At 54.2% G+C, this 13,984-nt stretch carries 12 protein-coding genes; 5 read left to right on the top strand and 7 right to left on the bottom strand.

Annotated features, from left to right (window positions below):
* The first annotated feature begins 136 nt into the window (after positions 1–136).
* Together AB1N33_RS04825 and ggt are read left to right on the top strand one after the other, a co-directional pair.
* Positions 137–1,510, top strand: coding sequence for a Na+/H+ antiporter NhaC family protein (locus tag AB1N33_RS04825; protein ID WP_411270405.1), 1,374 nt, complete (start codon positions 137–139; stop codon positions 1,508–1,510).
* 4 nt (positions 1,511–1,514) lie between these two features.
* Complete coding sequence (gene ggt / locus AB1N33_RS04820; RefSeq protein WP_411270404.1) at positions 1,515–3,188, top strand: gamma-glutamyltransferase; 1,674 nt, start codon at positions 1,515–1,517, stop codon at positions 3,186–3,188.
* Positions 3,189–3,282: 94 nt separating this feature from the next.
* On the opposite strand, the gene AB1N33_RS04815 is transcribed toward ggt, so the two are convergent.
* From AB1N33_RS04815 to AB1N33_RS04790, 6 genes are all read right to left on the bottom strand, one after another.
* Complete coding sequence (locus tag AB1N33_RS04815; RefSeq protein ID WP_411270403.1) at positions 3,283–4,845, bottom strand: hypothetical protein; 1,563 nt, start codon at positions 4,843–4,845, stop codon at positions 3,283–3,285.
* Positions 4,846–4,906: 61 nt separating this feature from the next.
* Complete coding sequence (locus AB1N33_RS04810) at positions 4,907–5,323, bottom strand: VOC family protein (protein WP_411270402.1); 417 nt, start codon at positions 5,321–5,323, stop codon at positions 4,907–4,909.
* An 18-nt stretch (positions 5,324–5,341) separates the two neighbouring features.
* Complete coding sequence (locus AB1N33_RS04805) at positions 5,342–6,736, bottom strand: aldehyde dehydrogenase family protein (protein WP_411270438.1); 1,395 nt, start codon at positions 6,734–6,736, stop codon at positions 5,342–5,344.
* Positions 6,737–6,928: 192 nt separating this feature from the next.
* The gene (locus tag AB1N33_RS04800) at positions 6,929–8,227 is read right to left on the bottom strand and encodes an adenylosuccinate synthase (RefSeq protein WP_411270401.1); all 1,299 of its coding nucleotides are present in this window, start codon (positions 8,225–8,227) and stop codon (positions 6,929–6,931) included.
* A 116-nt stretch (positions 8,228–8,343) separates the two neighbouring features.
* On the bottom strand, positions 8,344–8,532 hold the full coding sequence (locus AB1N33_RS04795) for a DUF2065 domain-containing protein (RefSeq protein WP_411270437.1): 189 nt from the start codon (positions 8,530–8,532) through the stop codon (positions 8,344–8,346).
* A 2-nt stretch (positions 8,533–8,534) separates the two neighbouring features.
* Positions 8,535–9,701 carry an aminotransferase class V-fold PLP-dependent enzyme gene (locus tag AB1N33_RS04790; protein WP_411270400.1) on the bottom strand — a complete coding sequence of 389 codons (1,167 nt, stop codon included), beginning with the start codon at positions 9,699–9,701 and terminating at the stop codon, positions 8,535–8,537.
* A 246-nt stretch (positions 9,702–9,947) separates the two neighbouring features.
* On the opposite strand from AB1N33_RS04790, the gene AB1N33_RS04785 reads away from it, so the two are divergent.
* Positions 9,948–10,382, top strand: a complete 435-nt coding sequence (locus tag AB1N33_RS04785) for a hypothetical protein (RefSeq protein WP_411270399.1) — start codon at positions 9,948–9,950, stop codon at positions 10,380–10,382.
* A gap of 49 nt (positions 10,383–10,431) precedes the next feature.
* Here AB1N33_RS04785 and trxA read toward each other — a convergent pair whose 3' ends face one another.
* The gene (trxA, locus tag AB1N33_RS04780) at positions 10,432–11,313 is read right to left on the bottom strand and encodes a thioredoxin (protein ID WP_411270398.1); all 882 of its coding nucleotides are present in this window, start codon (positions 11,311–11,313) and stop codon (positions 10,432–10,434) included.
* Between the two features lie 156 nt (positions 11,314–11,469).
* Between trxA and AB1N33_RS04775 the strand changes: the two genes are divergently transcribed.
* Positions 11,470–11,814, top strand: a complete 345-nt coding sequence (locus AB1N33_RS04775; protein ID WP_411270397.1) for an Mpo1-like protein — start codon at positions 11,470–11,472, stop codon at positions 11,812–11,814.
* A gap of 80 nt (positions 11,815–11,894) precedes the next feature.
* Positions 11,895–13,961, top strand: coding sequence for a S9 family peptidase (locus AB1N33_RS04770; RefSeq protein ID WP_411270396.1), 2,067 nt, complete (start codon positions 11,895–11,897; stop codon positions 13,959–13,961).
* Positions 13,962–13,984 lie beyond the last annotated feature (23 nt).

Below are 13,984 nucleotides of genomic sequence, written 5' to 3'. Positions count from 1 at the left end.
GGGACTGATATTCATAGCTAATTTCGATGACTTAGAAGAAATCGTCACTGGTACTGGCCGGCGCAAATAGGTAGGCTTGTCGTTTAGTTGTCGCATCCGACTGTGATCACCGTTCACAAGGTAAAAAGAAGAAAATATGGACTGGTTGTCAATTATCCCGCCCCTGGTCGCCATTGTCGTCGTATTCTGGAAGAAAGAGGTCATTCTGGCCCTGCTGCTGGCCGTGCTGTCGGCAGAAGCCCTGCTGTTGCTGACCGGTGACGGGAATATCCTGTTGTCTCCTGTCACCTCCATTGAGCGGGTCATCGACACCGCGTCCAGTCCCGGCAACACCCGTGTACTGATTTTTTCCGTGCTGGTAGGGGCGCTGCTGGCATATATCCGCGACTCCGGCGGCGTGACCGCAACGGTGGACATGCTGGTGCGCCGCGGCGTTGCCAAAAGCCGCAAGCAGGTTGGCGGTATCACCATGTTTACCGGTATCGCGGTGTTTATTGAGTCCAATTTAAGTGTGCTGACCGCTGGTATTTTTGCCCGTGGCCTGTTCGACAAGTTTTCCATGAGTCGGGCCCGGCTGGCATATATCATTGACAGCACCAGCGCACCGGTCTGCATTCTTATTCTGCTGAACGGCTGGGGTGCCTTTATTCTGTCGCTGCTGGATGGATACTCGCTGTCAGAAACCTCTGCGTCCATTTTATGGGGTACCGTACCGCTCAACTTCTATGCCCTGTTCACCCTTGCCATTGTTGCCTGGACCATTGCCCGCGACAAAGTCCACGGCCCGATGAAACAGGCCGAAGAAGAACATCGTACCGCCATGCACGCGCCAGAGGCCGAACCGGCAACCAAAGCCCGGTTTATGCTGGTCCCGCTTATCACTATGGTGGTCAGTATGGTGGGCTTTATGCTGTGGACCGGTAACGGCAGTCTGGCGCAGGGCAGTGGCAGCAAATCTGTACTGTATGCCACAGCGCTGGCGACCGCCGTCGCCTACGCCCTGCTGCTTTTGCATAAGCGCTTTACCCATACAGAAGCGGTGCATATTGGCTTTAAGGGAATGGGCGAGCTACTGCCACTGGTCACCATTGTGCTGTTGTCGCTGACGCTCGGAAACAGCCTGAAAGTGCTTGGCACCGGCGTTTTTGTTGCCGGTATTGTGGGTGAATTCCTGCCACTGGTGCTGATTGTTCCCATGCTGTTTCTGGCGGGGGCCGTGATGAGCTTTACGACCGGCACCTCGTGGGGCACATTCGCCATTCTGGTGCCCATTGGCGTACCGCTTATCCAGGCGCTTGGCCTGCCGCCATCGCTGGTCATTGCCGCGATCCTGGGAGGCGGTATCTTTGGTGACCACTGCTCACCTATTTCGGATACGACAGCAGTGTCGTCACTGGCTGCCGGCTGTGACGTACTCACCCATGTCAAAACCCAGTTGCCGTATGCGCTTGTCGCCGGCGTCATGACCCTGATAGCCTATTTCATTGCCAGCCTTATTATGATTGGGTAACCAGATGAAACTGATAGCCTTTGTTTTTTCTGTCGTTTTTGTTGTCAGCGCCTGTGGCGCACTGTCGCCTGTCCCCCCGGCACGAGAGCAGGCCGTGGCTATGCCTGACACCTTCAGTGCTGACGCCGCTATGGCGGTACTACAGGATGGGGGAAATGCGGTAGATGCAGCTATCGCCGCACAGTTTGTGCTGGCTGTCACACTACCGGAAGCCGGTAATCTCGGTGGCGGTGGCTTTATGACGCTGACCATGAACGGTCAGCCCTATTTTCTGGATTACCGGGAAAAGGCCCCTGGGCTGGCGCACCGGGATATGTACCTGGACGAGAACGGTGACGTGATTGCCGAAGACTCACTGTATGGTGCGAAAGCGTCGGGCGTGCCGGGTACGGTTGCCGGGATGTGGGCCGCCCACAAAAAATTCGGTTCCCTGCCCTGGGCACGCCTGGTTGAGCCGGCCATCCAACTGGCACGCAATGGCTTTATCGTACCCGAAGGTCTGGCGGATAATGCCCGGTATTTTGTTAAGAAAACCCGCGAAAAAGGGCTGCAGAACAACTTTGCGACCTATTTCGGTAAACTGACTGCCGGCAAACAGTTCGTTCAGCCGGCGCTTGCCAACACGCTTGAGCATATTCGTGACCAGGGACGCGACGGCTTCTATCAGGGGCCGGTGGCAGACCTGCTTGTTGCGTTTATGCAGGCCCATGACGGGCTTATCAGCCATGATGATCTGACACGTTATGAGGCAAAGTGGCGCGCCCCTCTTAAGGTCAACTGGCGTGGCTTTGAGATTATCACTGCGCCGCCGCCAAGCTCGGGGGGGATTGCGGTCATACAGTGGCTGCGTATGCTTGACGAGTATGCCCGCCACCATGCGCTGCCCGCGCACAATTCAGTGCAATACCTGCATGTGATGGCTGAAATTGGTAAACGGGTCTTTGCTGACCGCGCCGAGTACCTTGGCGATCCGGACTTTGTGACTGTGCCGGTGGACGCGCTGATCAGTGCGCCATATTTCGCGCGCCGTGCCAGTGAAATAAACCCGGATGCTATTTCTCCGTCAGAGCCGGTTGAGCCGGGACTGATTGAAAGTGAGGACACCACGCACTTCTCGGTAATGGACAAGTGGGGTAATGCGGTAGCCAATACCACCACCCTCAACCTGACCTTCGGCAGTGGTATGGTGGTTGATGGAGCAGGCTTTTTGCTGAATGACGAGATGGATGACTTTAGCGCCAAGCCCGGTGTGCCTAATTTCTTCGGAGCCATTGGCGGTGATGCCAATGCGATAGAAGCTGACAAACGTATGCTCTCTTCCATGACACCAACACTGGTAAAGCAGGACGGTGATGTTGTCCTGGTGACTGGCTCGCCTGGCGGTACTACCATTATCTCATCGGTCGCACAGTCGGTTATCAATGCCATGTGGTATGAAATGGACGCCCAGCAGAGCGTTAATGCGCCGCGCTTTCATCACCAGTTGTGGCCTAAGGATACCCTGCGCATGCATCCGGGGTTTGACGCCTCAACGCGCACTCGTCTGCGTGAGATGGGGTATGTGCTGGATGACCGCCGGTTTGGCGATGTACACCTTATCAAACGCACTGAGGATGGCCTTGATGCGGCATCGGAAAAAAGTGGTCGTGGCAAGGCTATTGTTCTGAAAGAAAAGTAAGTGCTTACTGGGGAAGTGGGTGCTTACTGGGGGAGAGGTACAGCAACTCCCCCCTGAATGATGCTATGACGTGGCGTGTGGCTGTCGCCCATGCCTAGTAAGAGTCCGGATTGTAGATACCGTTATATTTTCGTGTTCCGTCCCGTTTCCAGAACTCAATAGCAGGCACCTGGTTCTCCCACACGTCGGTCGCATTCCAGGTAAATTCGTTTTTATAGCGGGCGTCGAAGAACTCCGCCTCATAATGGCTGTTGTCTCTGCTCTCTTTGAAAAACAGATTACTGCCTTTGGAAATAATCACTTCCGCCTGACTCAGAAACTGAATTTGCCGGCGGGTAATGATTTTGCAAATAGGTTCATCCGGATCCGCGGGGTACAGTGACGACACAATGGCCCGTTCGATTTCGCCGGAATCCTGCTGAATAACATAAATGCCTGCACCTAACGGGAAGCGGCCAACCATTTTCAGAAACGCCTTCACGTATTCGGCTTTGTACGTGTTTTCAAGTCTGCCCTGATCGAGGATGTCGTAGGCCCGATAGATCTGACGGTAATCAAACTCTTCTTTTGTCGACAGCAGGAACGACGCGTAGGTCATAGGAATACGCAGCAAATCACCAAGCTCATCCTGACTGACCTTAACCGACTTCAGAATTTTCAGCATAAACACCAGCTGACGCTTTTCTTCGCTGACGAAGGCATCGCGCTGCTCCTTGGTGTTGAACCGCACCGACGGGATCCCAATGCCCAGTTTCAGGTAGTCTGACGTTTTCTTGTCGACGATATCGAGCAGCCGGGTCCGTTCTTCATGACTGAGCTTACGATAGCGGTCATGGCCCAGCACGTTATTGGCTTCCGGGCTATGCATACCAATAGACTGCAACAACGCCGCTTTGGCAATCGGGCGCAGGATCCGTTCGCGGTACGCCATCTTAATGTCTGACGGCATTGGCTCAGGGCCCGCAGACGCGTTTTCCTCGGCGCCGGTTTTGTCCGCCATCAGGCTGTAGGTTTTGCCATCACTGAACACTTTCGCCAGTTCATCGTTGAGGAATTTGTTGCTGAACTGATGGGTCGTTCTGACCTCTTCAAACAAGGCAATCGCCAGGGCCGTCACATAAATGGGTTTGTATTTTTCGTTGCGAATATGCCGGACTTTCTCTTGTGGAGACGGCGTTGACAGCGCAATGGTGCCCAGAAACTGACTGAAAATACGCTCCCCGTTCAGCAGGTCCAGCATGTGATCGGTGAGGTGATCCAGGTGCTCATAGCGCTTGTTACTTTCAATGCGCAGGCGCTCTTCCATGGCTTTTAATTCGTTGTCACTGCTAGCCTGCTGTGCGACCAGTCTGGCCATATAACGCTGTGCCGACGGCTGTCCTTTGATTGTTGGATACTTGCCTTTTTCCTTGCGGTACTTCTCTATGAAGTCAATCTGGTCCTGGTAGGTCTTTACCTTGTGTTTTAACAGCGTGATTTGCTTGTAATCTGTCAGGTAGTTTTCGAAAAAACTCTCTGCATCTTTAACCAGTTCACGATAGCTTTGGCGGTAGTTAGAGATTTTGCGCGATATTTCGCTGACCATGGTGGGAATTTGGGACAGTTTTTCCTCAGCCCCGGACGGTTTATTCGGTTTGGATTTACTATCAAGCAGCATCTATTCCCACACTTTTATTATTTGGGGATGGTCTGGCATCGCCATCCACCCCTTTTTTTGTTTACGTCGCAAACAGCTGATCCATCGATCTGAACGCTTTGAATTCCAGCGCATTACCACACGGGTCACGAAAAAACAGGGTTGCCTGCTCTCCCGGCTGGCCGGCGAAACGAATATACGGCGCAATAATAAATTCGGTTCCCGCCGCTTCGAGTTTTTCCGCCAGCGTTCGCCAGCTGTCCATATCCAGTACAACACCGAAATGCGGCACCGGCACGGCGTGATGGTCAACGCTGTTATGCTCAGGCGGCGACGGCATCCGGGCGACTTTATGGGTGACCAGCTGATGCCCGAAAAAGTTCCAGTCTATCCACTGCGTATCGCTACGCCCTTTCTCACACCCGAGCAGCTCACCGTAGAACGCCTCGGCATCGTCAAGTGAAGTCACCGGTATCGCCAGGTGAAACGGTTGCGGCATAGTTACCTCTCCTGCGTATTACAACAGCTTTTTAAGCAGTGCCTGTTTTAGTTTGGTATACGGCGCATAACGGAACGCAACATCCAGTGCGAAGCTGCGCTTCATCACCGTTTTCAGGTGACTGAAGGTATCAAAACCTGCCTGGCCGTGATAACTGCCCATGCCGCTGTTACCGACCCCGCCAAACGGCAGCTCAGGGTTTGTCATAAACAGCATAGTATCATTAATACACACATTACCGGCACTGGTCTGCGCCAATACCCGCTGCTGCAGTTGCTCATCATCAGTAAACAGGTACAGCGCCAGCGGCTTCGGGCGCGCACGCACGCGCTCGATGGCGTCATCCATCGACGCAACCGGGACAATTGGCAGGATGGGACCAAAGATTTCCTCCTGCATCACGGCAGCATCTACCGGCGGGTCCATGACCAGGGTAGGCTCCATACCCCGTCCCGCCTCATCCACGCGACCGCCGGCAACCACATCCACGCCATCCAGGTAATGCTGCAGCCGGCTGAGGTGTCTGGCATTGATTATACGCCCGTAATCCGGCGACTGCAGCGGGTTATCACCATACTGCTTTTTCAGTTCGGCTTTGATGGCATCGATAAGCGCAGACATAAACTCACGCTCCACCAGTACATAATCAGGGGCAATGCAGGTTTGTCCTGCATTCATCCATTTACCCCACACAATGCGCCTGGCTGTGACCGCAAGATTGGTGCGCTTATCCACCAGACACGGGCTTTTTCCACCCAGTTCCAGTGTCACCGGTGTCAGGTGTTCAGATGCTGCGCGCATGACAATTTTACCGACCGCTTCGCCGCCGGTATAAAAGATATGATCCCACTTACAGCGCAGCAGTGCCGTGGTTTCGTCTTTGGCACCTTCCACTACTGCCACTGCCGAGGTGTCCATGTACTGCGGAATCAGTGTTGCCAGCAGAGTGGATGTCGCGGCAGCCAGTTCAGAGGGTTTCAGCACAGCGCAGTTGCCCGCGGCCAGCGCTGCCACATAGGGCGCCAGCACCAGCTGTAACGGATAGTTCCAGGCGCCGATAATCAGCACCGTGCCGAGCGGCTCAGGTAACTGATAACTGCTGCCCGGCCAGGCAACCAGTGGCGTGGATACCTTGCGCGGCTTCTGCCACTTACCCAGGTGTTTCTGGGTGTGACGAATATCATTGAGCAGAAAACCGATCTCTGAGGTCCAGGCTTCCATGTCACACTTTTTAAGATCCGAGTCCAGTGCACGTTTAATCGCATCAACATTCTCGGTCAGCATCCGCTCAAGTGCACTTAATTGTTCACGTCGCCAGTCCAGTGAACGGGTTTTGCCCGATGCAAAGGCGGCATTGAGGTTATCAACCAGCGGCTGCATGGACGGGATCGCGGTTTCGTCGGGATTATGCATGGTGTGGATCGTAGCCAAGACAGACTCCTTGCCAGGGCGTTGTGATTAGTAGCTTATGATCTTTGAGAATAGTGGAGTCGCAGGCGCTTGGCAACCCTGTTAATTCGGGCGCTATAGGAAAACAGCCTGCACGGAGCAGGCTGTGGATAACTCTGGTGATAAGCTTTGGATCAGCTGTGATCCGATCGCTGATCAGGCGTCGTACGGGTGACGTAAGACGATGGTTTCGTTACGATCAGGGCCGGTAGAGATGATGTCCACCGGCACACCGGTGATCTGCTCCAGGCGCGTAATGTAGTTTTTTGCCGCCTGTGGCAGGTCATCGTAACGGGTTACACCGAAAGTCGTCTCTTTCCAACCAGGCATTTCTTCATACACAGGCGTCACCAGATCGTAACCGTCTGCCGCCATCGGGGGGACGTCTTTGACATTACCATCCGCGTCTTTGTAACCCACGCAGATTTGCAGGGTTTCCAGGCCATCCAGGACATCCAGCTTGGTCAGACAGAAACCGGTAATCGAGTTAATCTGTACCGCACGCTTCATCGCAACTGCGTCAAACCAACCGGTACGACGTTTACGTCCGGTGGTCGCACCGAACTCATGACCTTTCACACCCAGATGCTCACCGACATCGCAATCCAGCTCAGTCGGGAACGGACCGGACCCGACACGGGTGGTGTACGCCTTAACAATACCCAGAACATAATCTAGGTTCATCGGACCAAAACCGGCACCGGTAGCAACACCGCCTACGGTGGTATTTGATGAGGTCACATAAGGATAGGTACCGTGATCGATGTCCAGCAGTGTGCCCTGTGCACCTTCAAACATGATAGGCAGACCGGCGCGGTGTGCTTTGTCGAGTTCATCAGTCACATCCACTACCATCGCACGCAGGATGTCGGCAATGGCCAGCGCGTCTTTCAGGGTTTTGTCATAATCTACAGCGTCTTCACCATAGTACTGGGTCAGCGTGAAGTTATGTACATCCAGCACTTCTTTCAGCTTGGCAGCGAAATCGTCGGCATTAAACAAATCACCCACACGCAGTGCACGACGCGCGACTTTGTCTTCGTAAGCCGGACCAATGCCACGCCCCGTGGTACCGATTGCCTTGCTGCCACGCGCTTTTTCACGCGCGACATCCAGCGCAATATGGTAAGGCAGAATAAGTGGACAGGCTTCGCTGATCTTCAGACGTTCACGCACCGGTACGCCACGCTCTTCCAGCATGGTAATTTCGGTCATCAGTGCGTCCGGGCTCAGCACAACGCCATTACCGATAATACAGGTAACGTTGTCACGTAAGATGCCGGAAGGGATGAGATGCAGGACGGTTTTTTCACCGTCGATTACCAGGGTATGACCCGCATTGTGACCGCCCTGATAGCGGACCACGTACTTTGCGCGATCGGTGAGAAGGTCTACGACTTTTCCTTTACCCTCGTCACCCCATTGGGTGCCGAGTACCACTACGTTCTTTGCCATGAATCACAGGTGTAAAAAAATTAGGCGTGGATTCTACAAAATTATCGACGCCTGATCATCTTTTTTGTGTGCAAAAATGCAGCGAATTCAATGGCTGAACGAGAAACGACGGCAAATCAGCGACTTGTCAGATAGTAGAGACTGACCACACCCATGATCACCAGAATGCCGCCAATTTGCCTGAGCTGGTTGGAAGGCTGCTGACTGATGCGCAGCAGATACAGCCGCCAGCGGTCAGGAAACAATAGCGGCCCCAGTCCTTCAATGATGCACACCAGCGCAATGGCTGACCATAACCACTCCATCATCAGACCTCGCCGTTGATAATACAGCTGAGATCAATGGTATCTTTGCTGTGGTAAAGCGCGAACCCAAAGCGAATGCGGCTGCCGCGGTAATCGGTATAAATGTTATGCTCACGCAGTCTGGCTGCCAGGGCTGCGGTCACATCCGGATCGCCAAGATCAAAAGTCAGAAAATGGCCACGCCGCTCGGCATCGCTGACCACCAGCGTGTTGCGGTTTAACAGCGGATGCTGCGCGTTATCGAGCAGCGACAGAAAGTGTGCCTGCAGTGCCATTACATGCGCATCAATCTTATCTACCGTGATGCCATGCTGCCCGAACAGAGTGAACACCGCACGCATCCGGTACAGCGCGGTAAAGTCCATGGTAGCACCGGCAAAGCGCATCCCATCCTGGCTGTACTGCACCTGGCCTTTACGCGGCTTATCCAGTGCACCAAATTCGGCGAACCAGCCGGTGTAGGCCGGACGCAGGTGACAATTGGCAGGAATGTGCATAAAACACGCCCCCTCGCCCGCCTGCGCGTACTTATACCCGCCGGCCAGATAAAACACCCGGTCAGCAATGGCTGACAGATCGGTCGGCTTCGCCATAAACCCGTGATAGCCGTCAATCACGATAATCGTATCCGGGTTGTCCACCGCACTGACAATGTCATGCAGGCGCTCAACCACGAAGCCAGAATTGAAGAACACCTGACTGACAAACACCACATCAGGCTGCTGCGCCTTGATTGCCGCAATAAAGCGGTCGGTAAAATCTGTCAGCGGCTGTGTGGGCACACTGGTCAGGCTGACATGCTCATACTCTGCCAGGCGATTGGCCTGACGGTGAAAGCTGTGAAACTCGCTGTCGGTTGACACGATGCGCAGTGGCTGTCGGGGCGCAAAGCAGCTCAGGATGCGGTAAAGCAGTTCATGCGTGTTTGAGGCAAACACCAGACGTTCCGGCGCGCCGGTATTCAGCATACCCGCGATGTGTTGCTGCAGTTCAGGCACCAGTTCGCTGAAAAATACCTGCCATTTGTCATCCACATAGCAGGCGCTGTCATCCCAGTACTGCAACATGGCATCACGGGTCACATCGGGCCAGTAATAGTGACTGTGACAGGCGTAGTGTTGCCTGCCTGCGTTGGCGTTTAGAAAGTGCTGATAAAACTCTTGATACATAGGAGGACATACCCTGACAACAGTAACCGCACTCTAGCAAATTTTTGCGGTCAGTCATCAGTGACCGGCACAATTTGCTGTGCTGCGCTGACCAGTTAGCTTTACGCTACGAAGTTGCCGGATATTTGCTATATCTTACAAATCGTTACCGGGAAAACGGATGCCGGCTTTGCGATATAGCGCCCGCTCTGGCACGCTGAAGGTGCTGCGGGTTGATATTAGCGAACTGTTCACAAGGATGAACCCATGCGATTTCCGAGTTACGGTAGTTATGCGTTAGATGTCTCAGGCAATGTGATGGAAGTCTTTGCCACGGGGGCCTGGAACATCGAAACGGCGAAAACGTTCGTGGCCGATATGCAGGACATTGTCCGCACATTTGATAACCAGCCGTGGGCCGCCCTGATGGATGGCCGGCGCTGGGTGTTATCAACCCCTGATTGCCAGAACTACCTGGCCAGCGCCATCAAAGACAACATCCGGCACGGGTTGCGGTACTCTGCCTACGTGCTTGATGCCGGTATGGTGAAGCGGGCGCAGCTGGAACGCACCCATCCTTCCAATGACCGCGACTTTGACGTATCAACCTACCAGCGTGAGTACTTCACCCGCTACTTTCAGGCCGTCAACTGGCTGGCTGAACGCGGTTTTACGCCGATTGTGCCAGACCATGAAGGCTGAACGCTGCGCCAGTCTGCGCTGCGCCAGCCTGCCATACAGACTGTCTGGCTTAATACAGCAACCCGTACACTTTACGACGGTAGGTTGATTTTAGCGGGTCGCCGTCGGCCAGCGCGTTGATCATATCAAGCATCAGTTTACGGGCATCGCCAAACGACAACTCTTTGCATAATACGCTATACAGCAGCTCCAGTGCCTCTTCATTGCGATGCGCCTGTTGCAGAGCAACAGCCAGATCGACCTTCGCCTGCAGGTTGTCAGGGGCGCCGGCAACCGCCTCCTGCAACTGACGAATTTCCGGTGAGTCCGCTGCCTGTTCAGCCAGTTCAACCTTGCCGGTCAGCACCTGATAGCGACTGTCCTGGTCAGCCAGCAAAATGGTGTCGAGCTCCGCTTTCGCCTGCGCAACCGAGCCGGTCTCTACCAGACAGTCGATGTACAGGTATTTTGCATCCAGATTGGCGGTGTTCATGTCATAGGCCTGTTTCGCCAGCGGAAAGGCCGCCTGATAGTCGCCCTGCTGCACCAGCTGCGCTGCCGCCTCAATTTTTTCGTCTTCGGGGTTAGGCAGATATTTCGCCAGCATTTCACGAATCTGGGCTTCGGGCTGTGCACCGGCAAAGCCGTCAACCGGCTGGCCATTCTGCACCAGCATCACGGTAGGCAGACTGCGGATCCCGAACTGGGCGGCGACCTGCTGTTCGCGTTCACAGTCCACTTTTGCCAGGATCAGATGCTCACTGTATTCCGCCGCCAGTTTTTCCAGCACGGGCATCAGGTCTTTACAGGGCTCACACCAGTCGGCCCAGAAGTCAATCATCACCAGCTTATGCTGTGATTCCTGAAGAATAATCTGCTGAAAGTTCTCGACAGTGATGTCCACAATGGTGGCACCGTTCCCACCGCCGGCGTTTGCAATGAGGTTATCCATAATGTTTGCCTTTTCGTTGGAGTTATCGGGTATATGGGGGAAAGGGGAAAAAAAACAACCAGTCTTCCCGGCGGTTATGTGTGACTTGGTCTGGCCAGAACAATAATGTTAATCTCATGTTAAAGTGGGCAAAGCCCCAAGAAACAGGAGTGTGTTATGTCGCAACAACCATCACCGGCTCACTCAGAGCCATTCACGTCGTTTAAAGCATTTTATCCTTACTACCTGGCCGAGCATGCCAATCCAACCTGCCGCTTGTTGCATTTCATCGGATCCTGGCTGGTACTTGCCGTAATTGCTCTCGCCGTAGTCAGCCAACAGTGGGTATGGTTGTGGCTGATACCTGTGATTGGATACGGGTTTGCCTGGGTGGGACATTTTTTCTTCGAAAAGAATAAACCGGCAACCTTCCGCTATCCCTTCTATAGTCTGATGGGAGACTGGGTGATGTTTAAAGACATTCTGATCGGTCGCATTGGCTTAAGGCACACCGAACAGTAACGTCCGGGCTCTCTCCCTGCAATGAAACAGAGGCGACACACCGTGTCGTCGCCCCTGACAATAATGAAAAAGGATACTGCATGCGCAATCAACGAATAGCGCTGACCGCTGCCACGCTGACAATGGTCACCGCCCTGTCAGGCAGCGCGCTGGCCAACGAGACCGGTCTGCCGACGACGCTGGACTACGCTGACACCTTTAACCTTGAGTACCCGGCATCGCCCCAGTTTACCCCCGACGGTAACCACGTCATTTATGAACGCCGTGCGATGGACATTATGACTGACCGGACGCACACGTCGGTGTGGCAGATTGACCTCGACAAGGGCACTCACCGGCCGCTGATGGCCGGTAACGACAACGTGTTCTCTACGGTGTTGTCACCCGATGGTAATAAGCTGGCCTACCTGTCTGATGAAGGCGGTAAGCCACAACTTTACGTGTATTACTTTGACACCCAGCATGCCGCACGGCTGACCAATACCGAATATACACCGGGCAACATTACCTGGTCACATGACAGCAAGACACTGGCATTCACACTGTTTACGCCGGTTTCGGCGCCCCCGCTGTTTAAAGACATGCCCGCGCCACCGAAAGGCGCGAAGTGGGCCGACACCGCGACCTACATCGAAAAAACTTCGTACCGCTTTGATGGTGCAGGCTATCTGCCTGACGGCTACAACCAGATTTACGTACTTGGTGTAGACGGCGGTACCCCGCGTCAGCTCACCACCGGAAAGTACCCTAACTCCGGCACACTGGCGTTCAGTATGGACAACCGTTCGCTGTATTTTGCTGCCCAGCGCGATGAAAACTACTCGCTGGCGCCGCTGGTCAGTGATATTTACCAGGTTGATATTGCGACCGCCACGGTAACCCAGGTGACCGATATCGCCGGTCCGGAATCAAGACCTACACTCAGCCCGGACGGAAAGAAGCTGGCATTTACCCAGCTGAACGACCGCAAATTGTCGTATCAGAATGCTGACCTGGTAGTGATGGATCTGAAAAGTGGCAACATGACACGACTGACCACGGGTCTGGATCGCAGCATTGACGCCTTCAGCTGGTCTGCCAACAGCAAGTCGCTGGTGTTCTCTTACCTGGACAAAGGCAACACCCGTCTGGCAAGAGTAAACCTTGAGGGTGAAATCCAGGCGCTGGATGTAACGATTGGCGGTCAGTCCCTTGGGCGCCCCTATACCTCGGGTGAGTTTGCCCTGAGCAAGCAGGGTGACATCGTGTACACCCAGGCCAACAGTATGCGTCCTGCCGACCTGATGCTGTTTGGCAAAAAAGGCAAGAAAACGCAGCTAACCCACCTCAATGATGATGCGCTGGATCACCTCACTCTGGCAAAGGTAGAGCCGTTAAGTGTGACCTCGTCGTTTGATCAGCGTGAAATTGATGCATGGATTGCCTATCCTCCCGGATTTGACGCGAGCAAAACGTATCCGCTGATCCTGGAAATTCATGGTGGACCGCATGCCGCATACGGGCCGCATTTTTCCATGGAAATCCAGCTGATGGCAGCCAAGGGCTATGTGGTTGTCTGGTCTAACCCGCGCGGCAGTTCCTCCTATGGTGAGGACTTCGGTAACCTTATCCACCACAATTATCCGTCAGAAGACTACAACGACCTGATGGATGTGGTCGACAGCGCCATCGCCAAGGGCTTCATCGACACTGATAACCTGTTTATTACCGGCGGTTCCGGCGGCGGTGTGCTGACAGCCTGGTCGGTGGGTAAGACCGATCGTTTTGCCGCGGCGGTCGTCGCTAAACCGGTAATTAACTGGGTAAGCTTTGCCCTGACCGCTGACGCCTATCCGTTCTTCAGTCAGTACTGGATGGACGGCATGCCGTGGGATGTGGCGGACAAACTGTGGAAGCGCAGCCCGCTCTCGCTGGTTGGCAATGTCAAAACGCCAACCATGCTGCTGACCGGCGAGGCGGACTATCGCACTCCCATCAGCGAGTCTGAGCAGTTTTATCAGGCGCTGCGTCTGCAGGGTGTGGATGCCGCCATGGTGCGCATTCCGGGCGCCTCGCACGGCATTGCCAGTCGTCCTTCACGCCTGATCCAGAAAGTCGGAAATATTCTGGCCTGGTTCGAGCGTTATAAGTCCAAAGACGACGAATAAACACAGACCAATAAAAAAGGGTG

The sequence above is a fragment of the Alteromonas nitratireducens genome (assembly GCF_040812025.1).
Classification (GTDB): domain Bacteria; phylum Pseudomonadota; class Gammaproteobacteria; order Enterobacterales; family Alteromonadaceae; genus Alteromonas; species Alteromonas nitratireducens.
This window is presented reverse-complemented; position numbering and strand designations above follow the sequence as displayed.